This is a genomic window from Stenotrophomonas sp. YJH_SMC_82 (assembly GCF_059368875.1).
In genome coordinates this window covers 1,321,028-1,338,086 of the sequence record NZ_JCAFSE010000001.1, presented here as the reverse complement: position 1 = coordinate 1,338,086, position 17,059 = coordinate 1,321,028, and the positions used below count along the sequence as shown (strand labels likewise).

Annotated in this window: 12 protein-coding genes; 1 reads left to right on the top strand and 11 read right to left on the bottom strand. The window is 68.3% G+C overall.

Annotation, left to right across the window (positions count from 1 at the left end):
- Together AC5P53_RS05900 and trpB are read right to left on the bottom strand one after the other, a co-directional pair.
- Nucleotides 1-681: a hypothetical protein gene (locus AC5P53_RS05900; protein WP_049407824.1), complete on the bottom strand. Its 681-nt coding sequence runs from the start codon at nucleotides 679-681 to the stop codon at nucleotides 1-3.
- The gene (trpB, locus tag AC5P53_RS05895; RefSeq protein WP_032957499.1) at nucleotides 678-1,895 is read right to left on the bottom strand and encodes a tryptophan synthase subunit beta; all 1,218 of its coding nucleotides are present in this window, start codon (nucleotides 1,893-1,895) and stop codon (nucleotides 678-680) included. Before trpB ends, AC5P53_RS05900 begins: the two co-directional genes overlap by 4 nt.
- Nucleotides 1,896-1,992: 97 nt before the next feature.
- On the opposite strand from trpB, the gene AC5P53_RS05890 reads away from it, so the two are divergent.
- Nucleotides 1,993-2,880 carry a LysR substrate-binding domain-containing protein gene (locus AC5P53_RS05890; protein ID WP_241887542.1) on the top strand — a complete coding sequence of 296 codons (888 nt, stop codon included), beginning with the start codon at nucleotides 1,993-1,995 and terminating at the stop codon, nucleotides 2,878-2,880.
- Nucleotides 2,881-2,951: 71 nt separating this feature from the next.
- Here the strand turns inward: AC5P53_RS05890 and AC5P53_RS05885 are convergent, their stop codons facing one another.
- From AC5P53_RS05885 to AC5P53_RS05845, 9 genes are all read right to left on the bottom strand, one after another.
- Nucleotides 2,952-4,061: a toxic anion resistance protein gene (locus tag AC5P53_RS05885; RefSeq protein ID WP_014647882.1), complete on the bottom strand. Its 1,110-nt coding sequence runs from the start codon at nucleotides 4,059-4,061 to the stop codon at nucleotides 2,952-2,954.
- Between the two features lie 44 nt (nucleotides 4,062-4,105).
- Nucleotides 4,106-4,807: a hypothetical protein gene (locus tag AC5P53_RS05880; RefSeq protein ID WP_232017584.1), complete on the bottom strand. Its 702-nt coding sequence runs from the start codon at nucleotides 4,805-4,807 to the stop codon at nucleotides 4,106-4,108.
- Between the two features lie 2 nt (nucleotides 4,808-4,809).
- Nucleotides 4,810-10,197 carry a DNA repair ATPase gene (locus AC5P53_RS05875; protein WP_241887543.1) on the bottom strand — a complete coding sequence of 1,796 codons (5,388 nt, stop codon included), beginning with the start codon at nucleotides 10,195-10,197 and terminating at the stop codon, nucleotides 4,810-4,812.
- A gap of 85 nt (nucleotides 10,198-10,282) precedes the next feature.
- On the bottom strand, nucleotides 10,283-12,301 hold the full coding sequence (locus AC5P53_RS05870) for a hypothetical protein (RefSeq protein ID WP_014647885.1): 2,019 nt from the start codon (nucleotides 12,299-12,301) through the stop codon (nucleotides 10,283-10,285).
- Nucleotides 12,298-12,972: a hypothetical protein gene (locus AC5P53_RS05865; RefSeq protein WP_014647886.1), complete on the bottom strand. Its 675-nt coding sequence runs from the start codon at nucleotides 12,970-12,972 to the stop codon at nucleotides 12,298-12,300. Before AC5P53_RS05865 ends, AC5P53_RS05870 begins: the two co-directional genes overlap by 4 nt.
- Before the next feature lie 168 nt (nucleotides 12,973-13,140).
- Nucleotides 13,141-13,797 (bottom strand): phosphoribosylanthranilate isomerase, encoded by a 657-nt coding sequence (locus AC5P53_RS05860; RefSeq protein ID WP_014647887.1) that lies wholly within the window; start codon nucleotides 13,795-13,797, stop codon nucleotides 13,141-13,143.
- The gene (gene truA, locus AC5P53_RS05855) at nucleotides 13,794-14,564 is read right to left on the bottom strand and encodes a tRNA pseudouridine(38-40) synthase TruA (RefSeq protein WP_014647888.1); all 771 of its coding nucleotides are present in this window, start codon (nucleotides 14,562-14,564) and stop codon (nucleotides 13,794-13,796) included. Before truA ends, AC5P53_RS05860 begins: the two co-directional genes overlap by 4 nt.
- A 32-nt stretch (nucleotides 14,565-14,596) precedes the next feature.
- Nucleotides 14,597-14,959 (bottom strand): VOC family protein, encoded by a 363-nt coding sequence (locus tag AC5P53_RS05850; protein ID WP_014647889.1) that lies wholly within the window; start codon nucleotides 14,957-14,959, stop codon nucleotides 14,597-14,599.
- Nucleotides 14,960-14,985: 26 nt separating this feature from the next.
- Complete coding sequence (locus tag AC5P53_RS05845; RefSeq protein ID WP_046431834.1) at nucleotides 14,986-16,998, bottom strand: FimV/HubP family polar landmark protein; 2,013 nt, start codon at nucleotides 16,996-16,998, stop codon at nucleotides 14,986-14,988.
- Between the last annotated feature and the right edge of the window lie 61 nt (nucleotides 16,999-17,059).

Below are 17,059 nucleotides of genomic sequence, written 5' to 3'. Positions count from 1 at the left end.
TCAGGCACATCCTTCAATCAGTTCAATCGCATCGCTGGTTCCCCAGTACATCTGGGTGACCCGCCCTTCAAACAGTTCCACGCGGATACCCAGGTCCGAACCCGGGTCCTGCCAGGTGAGGTACTCGCCCTGGTCACCGTCGTAGGCATGCGGGCTGGATACCGGCGGCTTCGGGAACTGGGCCATGGCCTGGGCGCGGGTCATGCCGACACGCAGGCCGAACGGACCGGGCTGCTGGGTCGGCGCCCCGCTGTCCGGATCCAGGCCGAGATCGAAACGGACGACGCGATCTTCATCGGTCATCATCGACACGCCGGGCGGCAGCCCCTTGCCGTCGTAGTACTCGCAACTGCCGCCGATGGCTTCGACCGCCCCTTGCGCGGTCCACGGCCCGAGTGCCTTCAGATCGCCCATGTGCTGGCCGATCAGCACCTCGCCGGCATGGTCCAGCGCCACCGAGACCACCGCAGGCGCGCCATCGCTGTCCATATCTTCCGTGGACGGCGGATCGACGATCGGCGCACGTGCCATCGGGTCGAGGTCATCATTCGCGGCCGCCTGCTGTGCCGGCTGCGTGGTGGCCTTGGCGGCCGGTGCCAGCAGCGGCGGCTCCGGCGGCTGGCACGCGGCCAACCCCAGCGCCAGCAGCAGCACGCCACTGTTGCGCAGCAGCGCGCTCACAGCACCAGCCCTTCGCGCGCGGCGATGGTATGCACATCCTTGTCGCCACGGCCGGACAGATTGCACAGCACGATCTGGTCACGCGGACGCTCACGCGCCAGCTTGATCGCCTGCGCCAGCGCATGGCTGGACTCCAGCGCCGGCAGGATGCCCTCGGTATGCGCCAGCAGGTGGAAGGCCTGCAGTGCTTCGTCATCGGTGATGCCGAGGTAGCGCGCGCGGCCGGTATCGGCCAGGAATGCGTGTTCGGGGCCGACGCCCGGATAGTCCAGGCCGGCCGACACCGAATGGGTCTCGATGATCTGGCCGTCGTCGTCGCACAGTACATAGGTGCGGTTGCCATGCAGCACGCCCGGGCGACCGGCGGCGATCGATGCAGCATGGCGACCGGTGCTGATGCCATCACCTGCGGCCTCGGCGCCGACGATCTCGACCTGGCGGTCGTTGAGGAAGGCATGGAACAGGCCGATGGCATTGCTGCCGCCGCCGACGCAGGCAGTGATCGCATCGGGCAGGCGGCCGTACTCGGCCAGCATCTGCTCGCGTGCCTCGCGGCCGACGATGGCGTTGAAGTCGCGCACCATGCGCGGGTAGGGATCCGGACCGGCGACCGTACCGATGATGTAGAAGGTGTCCTGCACATTGGTCACCCAGTCGCGCATCGCTTCGTTGAGCGCGTCCTTCAAGGTGGCCGAACCGGAGGTGACCGGCACCACCGTCGCGCCGAGCAGCTTCATGCGGTAGACGTTGATCTTCTGCCGCTCGATGTCGGTGGCGCCCATGTACACCACGCATTCCAGGCCCAACCGCGCGGCAACCGTGGCGCTGGCCACGCCGTGCTGGCCGGCACCAGTCTCGGCGATGATGCGCTTCTTGCCCATCCGCGCCGCCAGCAGCGCCTGGCCGATGGTGTTGTTGATCTTGTGCGCGCCGGTGTGGTTCAGGTCTTCGCGCTTGAGCAGGATCTGCGCGCCGCCGACATGGTCGCTCAGCCGCTGGGCGTGGTAGATCGGGCTCGGCCGGCCCACGTAGTGGGCCAGGTCGCGGTCGTAGGCGGCCTGGAAGGCCGGATCCTGGCGGGCCTGGTCATAGGCCTGGGCGAGTTCCTGCAGCGGGCCGACCAGGGTTTCGGCAACGAAGCTGCCACCGTAGCGGCCGAAATGGCCCTGGGCATCCGGGAAGGCGTGGTAGTCGGCAATGGGGGAGGCAGACATGGAAGCGACCGCTGGTTCGAGACAGGTGGATACTCTAGCGCACGGGTCGTGACCGGAAAATGGATATTATCTGGCATATACCGTCAGGAAATCTCACATGAGCCGTTCGCTGTTGCCACCGCTCAATGCGCTGCGCGCGTTCGAGGCCACCGCCCGCCTGGGCGGGGTTGGCCGCGCCGCGCAGGACCTGCACGTGACCCACGGCGCGGTCAGCCGCCAGCTGAAGCTGCTGGAAGACCACCTCGGCCTGGCGCTGTTCCAGCGGGCCGGTCGCGGCCTGCGCCTGACCGATGCGGGCACGCGCCTGCAGGCAGCGTGCAGCGAGGCCTTCAGCGGCATCGAAGACTGCGTGCGCGAACTGCGCCGGCCGACCGCGGCCCCGGCGCTGGTGCTGGGCTGCAGCGGCAGCGTGCTGGCGCGCTGGATGATTCCGCGCCTGCCCGCACTGCAGGCTGCCCTGCCCGGCGTACGCCTGCAGTGGTCGGCGCTGGATGGCAGCTTCACCGAGGCGCAGGCCGCACTGGACGCGGTGCTGCTGCTGGCGCAGGGGCCGTGGCCCCGGGGCTGGCAGGTGCGTGAGCTGGCGCCGGAACGGGTCGGTGTGGTGGTGGCCCCCTCGCATCCGGCCGCGCAGCGCCTGCGGCATGTGCCGCCCTCGGCGCTGCTGCAGGAGACGCTGCTGCACACCAGCTCACGGCCGCAGGCATGGCCGGCGTGGGCGCAAGCGCACGATCTGGACACCTCGAAGCTGCAGCTGGGTACTGCCTTCGAGCACCTGTACTACCTGCTGGAGGCAGCGGTGGCCGGGCTGGGCCCGGCGATCGCACCCGAGCCCCTGGTGGCCGAGGACCTGGCCGCCGGGCGACTGGTCGCGCCGTGGGGGTTTGCCGCCACCGGTGGCTTCTGGGTGCTGGCGCGACCGGATGGACCGGCAGATGGGCGCGTGGATGCGCTGGCCGACTGGCTGGGCCAGCAACTGCGCTGACAACAAAAAGGGGACGGAGGGGATTAAGTCGCAAGTGGCACAAACGACTTAATCCCCTCCGTCCCCTTTTTTCAGCTGGCAGTCGGGGTGGCCAGTCGCTGCTGCAGGTCTTCGCGCAGGCGCGACAGCTCGACTTCGGCCTGCTGCCGCTGCTGCATTCCTTCGCGATGGATGCTGCGCACTTCCTCGACCGTGGCGATCAACTGGTCGTGCACGTGGCGCAGCGTCGCCACGTCGATCACGCCGCGCTGGTTGCTGCGCGCGGTATCCACCGAGGCCTGGCGCAGCAGGTCGGCGTTGCGGCGCATCAGCTCGTTGGTGGCATCGTCGATGGCGGTGGACAGCTCGACCGCGGCCTTCTGCTCACCCAGCGAAAGCTGGATGGCGAACTGGCGCTTCCACGACGGGATGGTGATCTCGCGCACCGTGTTGAACTTCTCGATCAGCTGCAGCGCGTTGGCCTGGATCAGGCGGATCATCGGCAGCGACTGGTCGGCCGCATGCTGCATCAGCTGCAGGTCGGACACGCGCTTTTCGAGGAGGCGGATCGCGTTGTCGACTTCGCTCTGGCGGATGCGCTGCTGCGGATCCTCACTGCCCTGCCCGGCCTGCTGCTCGGCCTGCAGTTCGGCCAGGCGCTGCTTGCCGGCCGCAGCATACAGGCCCAGCGCATGGCGTTCTTCGCGGACGATGTCATGCATGCGGTCGAACTCGCCCACGCGCTTGCCCATCAACGCCTGCTGCACACCGACATCACCCAGCAGCTGCTCGATCTGCGCATTGGTGTCGCTGAACTTCTGCACCAGCTCGCCCTTGGATACGCGCAGGCGGTCGATCAGGCCACCGATCACCGGCACCTTCGACCGCTGCGCGAAGCCGTCCAGCTTCAGGCTGCGTGCGATGCGCACCACTTCGCCCAGTTTCTCGCCGCTGGCATCGAGGTCACGATTGCGCACCTGGTCCAGCAACTGGCTGGAAAACGCCGCGGTGCGCGTGGCCGCTTCGCGACCGAAGACCTGCAGGTTGCCCGGGCGCAGGTCATCCAGCTCCAGACGGATCTCGGCGATGCGCGGCAGATCCTCGCGGACCAGGCCAAGCGCCTGCAATGCGCCTTCATCGAGCGGAACGGCGGTAGTCGTGCCGGGCACGAGGGCACCGGGGGTCTGGCTGTCCTGGGTCATCGGGCAGTCTCCTTGCAGTTGGGTAAGCGGCAGCGGCGGCCGGCTCAAGGCAGTCTAGCCTGAGCCGCCGCGACCTCGTCATCGATCTGTGCGTGCAGCGTGGCGGCCTTCGCCGCCAATGTGGCGCCGGCCGCGGCCTGGCCCGCCGCGGCGGCCTGCCGCCAGGCTGGCAACAGGACGTCATGGATGCGCGCGAAGCGTTGCAGCAGCACGTTGTCCTGGTCCTGCAGGAGCTGCCACTGGCCGGCCTCGAGACGGCGCAGCGTGGCCAGCCGGCGCAGGTGATAGAGCCGTTGCGACAGCGCGGCCTGGCCGGCGGTATCCAGCGACGCCAGCCGCACCGCTGCCAGCTCGACCCAGGCGTCCAGCGCTGCGGCCGCCGCTGAATGTCCGGCGATGGCCATGGCCCGCAGCTGCAGCTGCTGCTGCAGCTGCTGGGCCTGCTCGCGCGCCTGCAGGGCCAGCACGCCCAGCTGCGACTGCAGCGCACGTCCTTCCGCCTCGCGATCGACATCGCGCCCCAGCAGGCGGCCCCACCAGCCCGCCTGCTGCCGGATCTGCGCCGGGTTATCGGCCTGCAGGGCCAGCGCGATGCGTGCCAGTGCGGCCACCAGCCCTGCGCCCGCGCCCGGCGGCAACGGTGTTTCGCGCCGCGCCAGCGCCTGCAGCAACGGCGCACCATAGTCGGCCAGCGCGGCGACATCGGCCGTGTCCGGCAAGCTCGGTGGCGGCAGTGGCGCCTGCATGGTCACGGCAGCGGCGGCGGCTTCGGTGTCGTCGCTGGAATCTCCTCACCGTCGTCCGGCGGCAACGACTCGCCGTAGAAGTGACGCATCAGCGCCTCATCCAGCGCGCGCTCCTCCGGCGTCGTGGCACGGCGCACACGCGCACGCTGCGCCACCGCACTGTTCGGCACCCCACGCTCGACCTGCTGCCGCGCCCAGCCGGCGAACGCGGCCAGGGTCTGGGACACCTGTGCCTGCTGCGCCTGCGATGCCGCCAACAGTTCCACCAACGGTGCCAGGCCAGCCTGCAGGTCGTCGGCCAGGACCGTCGTCGGCACACTGGCGGCTGCCGCGACCGGCACCGGCGCGGCGGGCGGACGTGTTTCAGAAAGACGATGCAGGGCCTCCAGCAACGCCGGCCACGGTGCCGGGTCGGCAACGGCAATCGCTTCCGGCGCCGGCGGTGGAAGCTGCAGGGCGGTGGCGATGTCGGCCAGCTGCGCGACCACGCGCCCGCCGACATCGCTGTCGTCGGCCCCCATGGCCTTGTTGCGCAGGAAGTCGCGCTTGATCTGCGTCCAGCGTTGCGCCTGCGTGTCGTCCAGCACGCCGCGCAGCTCGGCCAGCTTCAACAGGTTTTCTTCGGCGCCGGTGGTCAGCAGCTGTGCCTCGCCCAGGTAGTGGTCGGAGATCAACTGCTGCAGCTCGTCCTCGTTCATCACCGGCGAGATTTTCTCGGCCAGCTTGTTCATGTTGCGGTAGCTACCCTGCAGCCGGAACGGCGGCTCGGTGCGGTAGCGATCGTCCTGCGCGGCACTGGCGATGTACTGCTGGTTGACGCGGTAGACCACGTCGCGCACGCGCAGCATGCGCTGCAGGGTGGCGGTGATTTCGTTGATCTCCGCGCTGCTGTAGGCGTGGCTCAGGCCGTTGGTCGAGACCTCCTTGCCCATCGCCCGGTCGACCAGCGTGTACAGGTCAGCCATGTCGCGCGTAGCCAGCGGCGCCAGCACCGGGTTGGAAGTCAGGCTGTTCTCGATGTAGCTGAGGGTAAAGGCCGCCTCCATGCCACCGAGCACATCACCCAGGTTGTAGATGTCGGCACGGTTGGCCAGCATGTCCGGAATCTTGAACACCTCGCCAGACTCGGTGTACGGATTGCCGGCCATCACCACGCAGAATTTCTTGCCGCGCATGTCGTAGGTGCGGGTGCGACCGCGCCACACACCCTCGATACGGCGGGTGCCATCGCACAGCGAGATGAACTTCTGCAGGAACTCCGGATGGGTGTGCTGGATGTCGTCCACATACAGCATGGTGTTGTTGCCCATTTCCAGCGCCAGGTTGAGCTTCTCCAGCTCCTGCCGCGAGGTCGCGTCCGGTGCCTGGGCCGGGTCCAGCGACCGCACCTCGTGACCCAGCGCCGGGCCGTTGATCTTCATGAAGACCAGGCCCAGGCGGTGCGCCACGTATTCCATCAGCGTGGTCTTGCCGTAGCCGGGCGGCGAAATCATCATCAGCAGGCCCATCAGGTCGCTGCGCTTGTTCTCGCCGACCGTGCCCATCTGCTTGGCCAGGTTGTCACCGATCACGCCCAGGTAGACATCATTGATCAGCTTGTTGCGTACGAACGAGGACAGCGGCCGCGCCTTGAACTCGGAAAGCCGCAAGGTCTCGCGCTCGCGGCCGATGATGCCCTGGCGCAGCGCCTGGTAGGCATGGAACGCTGGCACGAAATGACGCAGGTGCTGCTTCAGGCGCGCCAGGAAATCATCCAGCGATACCACCAGCGTGCCGTTGCTGATGCGTGCGTGTTCACCCAGCAGGCCACTGACCTCCGCCTGCAGCGCGGCGTCGCTGGCACGGGTACGCAGCTGGCGCTGCACCAGCAGCAGTGCTGCAGCCTCGTCGACGTAGCCGGCATGCGGGGCATGCGCCGGCATCCGCGCCAGCGCCCGCAGCCACTGACCGGCCAGCGCCCAGCGCGTGGCCAGCGGATCCTGGCTGCGCTGCAGGGCGCGTTCGACCGCCTCGCGTTGCCCGGCCTGTTCCAGCTGCCGAGCCAGTGCCTCCAGCAGCGCTACCGCATGGCGGCTGCTGCTGAACACCGGTTCGCCGGCCGCCAGTTCCTCGCCCAGATAAGCGGCCGCGGCCTCTGCGGCATCGGCATCGAACGGCAACGCGTGGGATTGCGCATACGCCAGCAGTGCCTCGGCCATTTCCGCACGCAACGCCAGGCGCCCTTCGTCGGACCCCAGCAGGCGTGCCAGCGCTTCAGCACCCATCTGGCGGGCCGGCCATTGCGCCACCGCTTCGCGCCGCTGCTCGGCAGCCCAGAACAGCACCGCCAGCGCACGCACCCGTGGTGCATGCCGCAGGCTGCCGGCCGCCTGCTGCAAGGGCAGCAACGCACGCAGGATCAGCGCGGCATCATGGTCATGGATGCCGCGCTCGTAGCCTTCGCGGTAGCGCGGTGCGGCAAACGCACGCACGCGCTGGTCCAGTGCTTCGGGCGTGGCGACGTCGTGCTGCAGCGTGGCCAGGTCAAGCCCGTCGCTCCCCTCCTGCGCGGCCATCAACAGGCTGCCGGCAAGATACTCGCCGCGATACAGTGCAGGTGATTCGGAGTCCAGGGTGACCGGCCAGAACGGCTTCAGCGCATCCAGCTCCGGATCGTGCAGGGTCTCCAGGAAGTCGGTGCCGGTCAGATGGATCGCCAGCGTGTCACCACGCGGCAGCAGGGTCAGGTCCAGCGCCTGGGTGTTGACGCTGAAGCGATGGCGCGGCCCCAGCCGCACCACGTTGCCGCCCGCCTCGTACAGATCACTGCGGTCACGCAGCTGGCGCACCGCCTGGTCACGCACGCCCTTCAGGCGCGCTTCGATGTCGTCGGCCTTGACGTTGTCATGCAACGCGCGCAGGCGTTCGGCCAGCTCACGCAGCTTGAGGATCAGCGGATCGCCGGCAAAGAACGCATTGAGCTCATCGGCGGTGGCGAAGCGCTCGGTGCGCTTGGCCAGGCCATCGAGGATGCGGCTGGCCGCATCCAGCACCGAACGTGCCTTGCGCTGGCGGTCATCCAGCAGCGCCTGCTTGTGCGTTTCGAAGGCTTCAACCAGCTCTTCGCGCTTGCTCAGGATGTCGCCGAGGAACTGCTCGTGTTCGCCGAACTGGCTCTCCAGCTCCTCCAGCTGCACCAGCAGGCGCGACAACTGCTCGTCGGCACGCTCCGGGTCCGTGGCCAGCGCCAGCGCGCTGGTGATCGACTGCGAGAACAGCGCGAACTGCGCGGCGAACTGCGCCACGGCCTCGGCTGAGCCGAGCGACCTGCGGCGCTGATCGGCACGCGCGCGGGCCTGGTTGAGGCGGCCGTACAGCACCGAAATGGACTCGACCACGCGGGTGCGGGCGGTGGCATCGTCCACCTTCAGGCCGGCCATCAGTTCAGACAGCATATCCAGATCGGCCGCCATCCCGCGCAGCCCCGCCAGCTGCTCATCCAGCTGGCGGGCACTCTGCGCCTGCTGCGCAGCTTCATCCAGCGCCTGCAGGCGCGTGGTCAGCGGCACCAGCGCGGCATCGCCGGCGAGGAAGTCACCCGTGGCGGCGCCGACATGATCCTGCGCCTCCACCAGCTCGGCCGTCATCGTCTCGATGCGCGCGGTGTCGATGTAACGCAGCTCGCGGATGGTCAGCAGCCGTCCACGCAATGCGGTGATCGCATTGAGGGCCTCGACGAAGGCCTGCACCTCGTTCCAGTTCTGCGGCTGCAGCCGGCCCAGCAGCGCCTTGTGCGCGGCCTCTGCCTCGACCATCGCCTGCGCCGACTGCTGGCGGATCGACTGCACCTTCTCGTACTCGTCCAGCACCGATTCGCCGGTGGCGCTGATCTGCCGCAGCAGCGCCTCGGCGCCATCGCAGGCCGCGTCGCCCAACCAGTGGTGGGCATCGAACAGGCGCCGGGTGTCGGCCACCAGGCGCTGGTAGCGCTGCACCGACACGTCCTGTCCATCGATCTCGCGCGCCAGGTTGAACAGGTTGGAGATGCCCCGCACCAGTTCGGCATTGCCGATGCGGCCCATGAAGGTGTTGCCGGGTGGCCGGCTTGCAGCAAACTCGTCACTGCTGAACGGGGTCTGCCAGACCTGCATCGGATGGATGCGGGTCGGTTCGCTGCCTTCGGCATGGAACAGCACCATGCGCCCGTCCTGCATCAAGGCGTAGCCATGGCCGAACACCGGGTTCTGCAACACGCGCTGGATGGTGTTGTAGACGAACAGCGCCGAGCGCCCGCCTTCGCGCTCATAGAAGATGTACAGCACGTCCTCACCATTCGGTGAACGGATGCTGCGCTTGAACTGCATGCCGGCCATCGAGGCGTCGAACGCCTTGTGCTCGCCGCCCTGCAGGTAATAGCCACCCGGGAAGATCACGCCGTGGTCTTCGGGCAGCTGCACGCAGGCCTGCACGATCGCATCGTTGCGCACGATGCCGCCGGTCAGCGTGTTGTAGATAAGCCCGCGCCACTCCGTCTCGCGGTACGGCAGCACTTTCAGCAGCACCAGCGAGCCGACCCGGGCGAACTCGAACTGGGCGTCGTCCAGCGACTGCGTGCTGTCCTCCACCGGTTCGCTGTAGATGCCCTGCCCTGTCTCGGTGTTGTTCTCGACCTTGATCGTGAGGTCGCCGCCGGTGGTCTCCACGAACAGGGTATCGAGGATGTTCAGGTGCGAATGGCGGCCATTGACCGCCAGGTCGCGGGTCGCCCGGGTCCATTCGAAGTCGAACGGCGGCGGCAGTGCGATATCGCGCTCACCGCGCGCATCCAGATAGGTCAGTTCGCCATCGCGCGACAGCGCCCAGCGGAACACGCGCACGTCGCTGCTGCGCTCACCGATCTGGAACGACGCCAGCAGCTTGTCGCCCACCACGATCAGCTGCAGCAGGCGCGCGTGCTTGTAGTAGGCGTACAGTTCGTTGAAGTCGTGCACGAAGCCGGGCTGGTCGAGGAAGCTGCCCTTCAGCTCCAGCGCCGCCACGTCGTAGCCGTCGCTGCCCTGCACCAGCCGGTACAGGCCGAACACGTCCTCGATGCGGGTCTGGGTCTTCAGCCCGATGAACACGTTGTAGCCGAACAGCAGGCGGTCCGGCCCGACCTGCACGATGTCACGGCCGACGCAGTTGTTTTCGCTGCGGATGCGGAAGCGCCCGACTACCTCCAGGCGGCTGTCGCCGAACTCGGCCAGGCGCTGGCGGTTGAGCGTTTCGGCCAGGCCCTGCAGGCGCTGGCCCTGCTCGGCCAGGCGGCGGCGCAGGACTTCATAGGCACCGCCCTGGGCAACGGCCTGGTCGACGGTAGTGCCGCCGGCCTCCGGTGCAGTGGATTCGGCGGACGGATGGGTATCAGACATCAGCAGGCTTCCGGCTCACGGGCGGACGGCCGCGGTTGCGGCCGGCGCGGGCGGGCGATGGCCGCAGCAGCCATCGCCCGATGCATCAACGGGCGCTGTCGACCACGGTGGCCGACACGGTCGGCACCGCTTCGGCATCCTCGGCGATCTGGCGCGGCGCCGGTTCGGCCACGGCCACGCCCAGGTAGCGCTGCATCAGCTCCTGCACGATCGGGCTCTTGCCGGCAAAGCCTTCGATCGACTTGCCCAGCGACACCGCCTTGACCAGGTTCTCGAACATGCCGCCGTCGCCACCGACCAGGTCGATATCGGCGTTGCGCAACGCGCTGGCGATGACGTTGGCGTTCTCGCGCGAGACTTCCTTGCCGGCTTCGATCGAGGCCAGCGCCTGCTTCAGGCTGTTGTCCAGCATCATGCGGAACTCTTCGTGGCCACGTGCCTGGTCGCTCAGCGAAGCGATCGCTTCGAACTTGCGCACCAGGCCTTCGGCTTCGGCCAGCAGCTTCTTCTGCACCACGCCGGCTTCGGCGTTGCCCAGCGATTCGGTGGCGGTGGCACGGGCCAGGCCCATCTTCTCCTCACCCTGCGCCTGCGCCTGCAGGGTCTCGGCCAGCACGCGGGCTTCGTTGCTGCCCTGCTTCAGGCTGGCTTCGGCCTTGGCTTCGATCACGCGGGCCTCGGCGATGCCGACCTTCTCGATGGCCAGTGCCGAAGCTTCACGCACCTGCGCTTCGGCCAGGCCCGGTGCGGCCTGCTCGGCGCGCAGCGCGTCGGCCAGCAGGCGCTTGGCTTCGGCCTGCTTGCCGGCTGCTTCGTGTTCGGCCTGGGCCAGCGTGGTCAGTTCCACTGCGCGGTGCTTGGAAGCGGTCTCGCGTGCCTGCGCTTCCTTTACCTCGCGCACCAGCGATTCCTGTGCCTTGGCCTCGGCTTCCAGGATCAGCACCTGCTTCTGGCGGTCGGCCTCGGAGACCTCGCGCACTTCCTTGATGCGCTCTTCCTCCTGCGCCACGGTCTTGTCGATGGAGATGCGTTCGCGGGTGATGTTGGCCACGTCCATCTTGCCCTGCTCGACCACCTTGTCGCGCTCCACGCCCTGCAGCTGCACTTCGCGGTCGGTGGTGACCTGCTCAAGCTGGCGTGCGCGCTCCACGCGCTCGGCCTCGATGGCCACGGCGCGCTGGCGGTTCTGCTCGGCCACTTCCACTTCGCGCAGGCGGTTCTGGTCGCGGATCTCGATCAGCTGCTGTGCTTCGATGCGGGCGTTCTCGGACAGCTGGCGCTGCTCTTCCTGCACCTTGGCGGTCTCGGCCTCCTCGCGCGCGCGGATGGTCTCGATCTCGCGCTTCTGACGTGCTTCGGCTTCGGCCTGCTGGCGTTCCAGCGCCAGCAGCGCTTCACGCGCTTCCACGTTCTTCTTGGTGATGGCGAGCTTCTCGTTCTGCTCCAGCTCGTTGGTCACCACGTTCTGCGCGGCGGTCAGCTCGGTGATCTTGCGGATACCCTGCGCGTCAAGGATGTTGAACTGGTCCAGCAGCGCCTTCGGGGTCTGCTCCAGGTAATCGATCGCCACGTCTTCCAGCACATAGCCGTTGAGGTCGTTGCCGATCACCGCGATGATCTCGTCGCGGAACTCCTGGCGCTTCTCGAACAGTTCGGTGAAGTCGAACTTCTTGCCGACCGTCTTCAACGCTTCGGAGAACTTGGCGTTGAACAGCTCATCGACGGCATGCTTGTCCGACGCACGGTCGGCACCGATGGCCTTGGCCACGCGCAGCACGTCGGCCTGGGTCTCGTTCACCCGCAGGTAGAAGGCCACGGCGATGTCGGCACGCATGTTGTCGCGGCAGATCAGGCCTTCCTTGCCACGGCGGTCGATCTGCAGGGTGATCAGGCTGATCCGCATCAGCTCGGCGCGGTACAGCACCGGGATGATCAGCGCACCGGTGAAGTGCACCTTGGGCGTGGAGCTCATGTCGTTGACGATCAGGGCCACGCCCTGGTCGACCTTGCGGTAGAAGGCCTTGAACAGCCCGGCCACGCCCAGCAGCAGGACGAGCAGGCCGCCGGCGACGGCCAGGAACGGTAAGAGGGATGCCAACGTCATTGATGAGTCTCCTTGTTGCCCGGAAGCAGGTTGTCCTGGAAATCGAGGGCGATCGCATCGGCGCGGACCACCCGGTAATAGTGTTGTTCGGCCATGTGCTCGACCAGCACGATGCGCTCGCCACGCTGCAGTTCGATGTCGCTGCGGATCTGCAGCACCAGCCCGGCGCCGCCATCATCGACCGTGGCATGACCGCTGCGTGCGTCCACCTTCGGCGACGCGACCACGCCGGCCCGGCCGAGCAGCGATGCCTGCGGCACCGGCCGCAGGCGCAGCAGGAAGCGCCGGACCGGGCGCAGGATCAGCGCGATGAGCGGTACCGCTGGCAGCGGTGCCAGCACCGCCACGAGCGTACCCAGGCCCCAGCGCAGCAGGTCCGGCAGCGGCAGCAGTACGAACAGATGGATGAAATAGGTGATGAGCCAGCCGAACAGGCTCAGCAGGGTGACCACCACCATGATCGGGACGCCACCCAGGCCCCAGCGCGCCAGCATGGCTGACAGGCCACTGAGGTCGGTCCCCGCCTCGAGCGCGCCATCGGCGCCGAGATTGCCAAAACCGTCATCGACCAGGCCGAACGCCGCAACCGCCCAATACATCACCGACACCAACAGCAGAATGCTGTACGGCAGCGTCGGGTAACCGAGTACGACGGTGAGAAACTCCTGCATCGCTTGCCTTCCTGGGCTGTGGGCGGCGGCCGCCCGTTCGGGGCGCGCCGCGCGCGTCCCGTCGATCCCCGCGCCAGCCCTCATGGCAGGCGCGCTTGGGACCATCCTATGTGAAGAATGCGTGCAGGCTCAAATCCAGGTCCAAATCACGGCAAATAATGACGCCAATCACTCGAGAACCGTGCAATCGGCGCGGCGCACTTCCTCGACGAAGGTGCGCATCTTGTAGCCGTCCTTGATGCCCGGCTCCAGTTCGATGCCACTGGAGACATCCACGCCCCACGGCAGGGTACCCAGCACCGCGTCGTAGACGTTTTCCGGGTTCAGGCCGCCGGCCAGCAGGAACGGGCGATGCAGGCCGGTCGGGATCCGGCCCCAGTCAAAGGCCACGCCGGTGCCGCCACCGCCGCCCGGCGCGTGGCTGTCGAACAGGAAGCCGGCGGCGCTGGGATAGCGCAGCTGCAGGGTGCGGGCGTTGATCTCTTCACGGCCGCCCATGGCGATCGCCTTCAGGTATGGCATGTTGAAGCTGCGGCAGAAGCTCTCGTCTTCCTCGCCGTGGAACTGCAGCAGGGTCGGTCGTACCGTGCGCAGCACCTCGCGCACTTCTTCCTTGCTGTTGTTGCGGAACAACGCCACCACGTCGACCATGGGCGCGATCGCCTGGCGCATCGCGCGTGCCTCGGCCGGAGCGACCCGGCGGCTGCTTTCACGGGCGAAGATGAAACCCACCGCGTCCACGCCCAGCTCACCGGCCAGGCGGACGTCGCCGGCCCGGGTCATGCCACAGAACTTGATGCGCGTGCGGTAGTAGGAGCGGCTCATAGCGTGACCTCGGCGGGCAGATGCCAGTTGTCGGGGTACAGGGGCCCAAGGAACACCAGGCCCTGCGGCGGTGCGGTGGGACCGGCTACGGTGCGATCGCGCCCGGCCAGCAGTTCGGCGATCCATTCCACCGGCTTCTCGCCACTGCCCACCAGGATCAGCGATCCGACGATATTGCGGACCATGTGATGAAGGAATGCATTGCCCTGCACGGCGACCTCGATCACCTCGCCCTGGCGGCTGACCTGCAGCGACTGCAGTTCACGCCGTGCATGCAGCGCCTGGCACTGCACCGAGCGGAACGCGCTGAAGTCGTTCTCGCCTAGCAGGGCCTGGCCGGCGGCATGCATCAGGCCCGCGTCCAGCGCACGGCGCTCCCAGCTGAGGGTCTGCCGCTGCAGCGCCGGCCGCACTTCGCGGTTGAGCAGGCGGTAACGGTAACGGCGTGCCCGCGCCGAGAAGCGGGCGTGGAAATCATCGGCCACGGGCACGCACCAGCGCACCGCGATCGAGCGCGGCAGGCGGGTGGTGGTGCCCAGCATCCAGGCGCGCGGATCGCGCACCACGTCGGTGTCGAAATGCACGACCTGGCACTGGCCGTGCACGCCGGCATCGGTGCGACCGGCACAGACCACCTGCAGCGGCGCATCGGCCACCGACGACAGGGCCTGCTCAAGGCTGGCCTGCACGCTGGGACCACCCTCGCCCAGGTTCTGCCAGCCCCTGAAATCGCTGCCGTCGTACTCGACGCCAAGCGCGTAACGCATGTGCTACCTCGATGTTGCGGGAGGGGCGGCGCTCAGGCCGGATCGCGTTCGGACCAGACCGCCAGTTCGTTGCCACCGGGCTCGACGAACTGGAAGCGGCTGCCACCGGGGAAAGAAAACACCGGCCGTACGATCTCACCGCCAGCGTCGCGCACCGCTGCCTCGATGGGCGCCAGCTGGTCGGCATACAGCACCAGCAGCGGCGCGCCGCTGTCACTGGCTCGTTGCGGCTGGCCGCGGAAGAAGCCACCCTGCAGGCGGCCATCGTCGAAGGCGGTGTAGTCGCTGCCATAGTCGACGAACGACCACCCGAACACCTTTTCGAAGAAGGCGCGGCTGTCGGCCGGGTCACTGGAGGCGAATTCAACGTAGTCGATACGGCGCTCGCGGCTCATGGCACGGTCCTTGTCGGCGGGTTCGGTCACGGCAGGCGGGCCAGCAGTTCGCGAGCCTGGGCCTGGCAGTGCAGGTCGCCGCCCTCGGCCACTTCCAGCAGCAACGTCCGTGCGGTCTGCGCATCGCCCAGGTCGAGGTAGGCGATGGCCAGTTCCAGGCGTTCCTGCCCGGCGCGCGGCGCCCAGCCGGCATCGCTGGCCGGCGCGGCAGTACCGTCTTCATGCGCGGCCGCGGCCAGCGCGTCGTGCGGCGCCGCGCTCGAATCCCCGCCGTCATGATGCTCGGCCGGCAGGTCGAACACGCCGCGGAACTGCGGCTGCTGTTCGGCGTGCAGCGCGTAGTCCGGTACTGCGATCTCGTCAGGGACCGCCTGCGCGGGCGGCTCATCCTGCACGGGGGTGTCCTGCATGGCCACCGGCTCGTCCCAGCGCGGCAGGTCGGTCACGGCCCCAGGCAGCTCCACCACTTCGTCATCGCGCAGCGTCTGCGCCTGCCAGTCAGTCTGGGCGGCGACGTCGGCGACCGCTTCGGCAGCCACGTCATCCTGCACCTCGGCTTCGGTCGCCCAGGCAGGCATCGCCGGTTCCTGGCGGCCACTGTCGGACACCGCCGTCGACCACGAAGACTGCTCGGCCAGCGTATCCAGCGCCGCGCCGGCCGGTACCGCAGCGGCCAGGCCGGCGGCGTCGCCTTCCTCGCGCAGCGGCGGCAGTGGCGACGGCTTGCGACGACGCAGCAGCCAGGCCGCGCCGGCCGCCAGCAACAGCACCGGCAGACCCAGCCAGTACCACGGCGTTGCCGCATCGCGGGCATCCGGTGCCTGCGCCAGGCGCTGCTGCGCCGCGGCCAGGTCGTTGTCCTTCATCGCGATCAGCGACTGCTGCTGTTCCTTGAGTTTTTCCAGGTCGGCCACCCGCTGCTTCAGCTCGCCGATCTCGGCATCGCGGGTCGCGATGTCCTCGCGTGCCTGGCGCAGTTGTTCGTTGCCCAGCATGTCACCCTCGCTGCCGGCTGCAGTGCCGGTGGTTGTGCCCGCGTGCGCGGCGTCGGAGGCCAGCGCCGGAGCGATTTCAAGTCGTGCCCCAGTGGCCGCAGCCGGGGAAGAAGCCTTCGTGGTTCCCGCCGTGGCGACCGGGGCGACAGTACCCGCCGGTTGCGGCACGGTGCGCGCCTGACGCCACTGTGCGGCATGCTCGCGCACCAGCGCGGCGGCCTCGGCGGCATCGACCGCCGCCAGTGCATCGCTGCCGGGCATACGCAGCACGGCGCCCTGCCTGAGCAGGTTGACGTTGCCACGGATGAAGGCCTCCGGGTTGGCCCGCAGCAGCGCAATCATTGCGCGGTCGCGGCTGACCTGGTTGCCGCGGGCCACCACGCTGGCGATCTGCGACAAGGTCTGCCCACGCTGGACGGTAACGCTGCCATCGGCTGCCGGTGCGGCAGCGGGTGCAGCCACTGCACGCGGGCGAGCCGGTGCGGGTGCCGGCGTGGTGGCGGTGGACGGCGCAGGCGCGCTCACGCTCTCCGCGGCGGCGGGCGCCGGGGCGGCCTCACGGGCGATGGTGTTGGAGAGCGTACCTGCGGGTGCAACGATTTCCGGCTCGGCCACGGCCAGTGCGCTGGACGGTGCATCGACCAGCGCCGAGTACTCGCGCACCAGGCGGCCCTGGCCCCAGTCCGCCTCGATCAGGAAGCTCAGCGACGGGGTCTCGACCGGCGTCTGCGAGGTCACCCGCACCACTGCCCTGCCCTGCGCATTGCGGGTCAGTTCGAACTGCAGTTCGCCGACCAGCCCGGTCGGCCGCTGCAGGCCGACGCGCTCGAAGGTGACCGGTGAGGCCAACGCGACACGCAGGTTCTCCAGCTCGGACGGATCGGCCGAGACCACCGGGATTTCGGCCAGCAGGGGCTGGCCCGGCTTGGACAGGACACGGATGTCGCCCAAGCCCAGGGCAAGCGCCGAACTGCTGGCCAGGGCCAGCAGCGCGGTGGAAAGATAGAGGAGGGGGCGCTTTGCGCCCCTGGCCCGTTTATTCATGGCGACACTATAAAGCGTGCGGACCGCGGTCCGCACCCACCGATGGGGACCTTCGGTAGTG

Bases quoted from the DNA above. Each gene is read 5' to 3' on its own strand.
- AC5P53_RS05880 (WP_232017584.1), bottom strand. From the start codon at position 4,807: ATGCAGGCGCCACTGCCGCCACCGAGCTTGCCGGACACGGCCGATGTC.
- truA (WP_014647888.1), bottom strand. From the start codon at position 14,564: ATGCGTTACGCGCTTGGCGTCGAGTACGACGGCAGCGATTTCAGGGGC.
- AC5P53_RS05875 (WP_241887543.1), bottom strand. From the start codon at position 10,197: ATGTCTGATACCCATCCGTCCGCCGAATCCACTGCACCGGAGGCCGGC.
- trpB (WP_032957499.1), bottom strand. From the start codon at position 1,895: ATGTCTGCCTCCCCCATTGCCGACTACCACGCCTTCCCGGATGCCCAG.
- AC5P53_RS05850 (WP_014647889.1), bottom strand. From the start codon at position 14,959: ATGAGCCGCGAGCGCCGTATCGACTACGTTGAATTCGCCTCCAGTGAC.
- AC5P53_RS05870 (WP_014647885.1), bottom strand. From the start codon at position 12,301: ATGACGTTGGCATCCCTCTTACCGTTCCTGGCCGTCGCCGGCGGCCTG.
- AC5P53_RS05865 (WP_014647886.1), bottom strand. From the start codon at position 12,972: ATGCAGGAGTTTCTCACCGTCGTACTCGGTTACCCGACGCTGCCGTAC.
- AC5P53_RS05845 (WP_046431834.1), bottom strand. From the start codon at position 16,998: ATGAATAAACGGGCCAGGGGCGCAAAGCGCCCCCTCCTCTATCTTTCC.
- AC5P53_RS05890 (WP_241887542.1), top strand. From the start codon at position 1,993: ATGAGCCGTTCGCTGTTGCCACCGCTCAATGCGCTGCGCGCGTTCGAG.
- AC5P53_RS05860 (WP_014647887.1), bottom strand. From the start codon at position 13,797: ATGAGCCGCTCCTACTACCGCACGCGCATCAAGTTCTGTGGCATGACC.
- AC5P53_RS05885 (WP_014647882.1), bottom strand. From the start codon at position 4,061: ATGACCCAGGACAGCCAGACCCCCGGTGCCCTCGTGCCCGGCACGACT.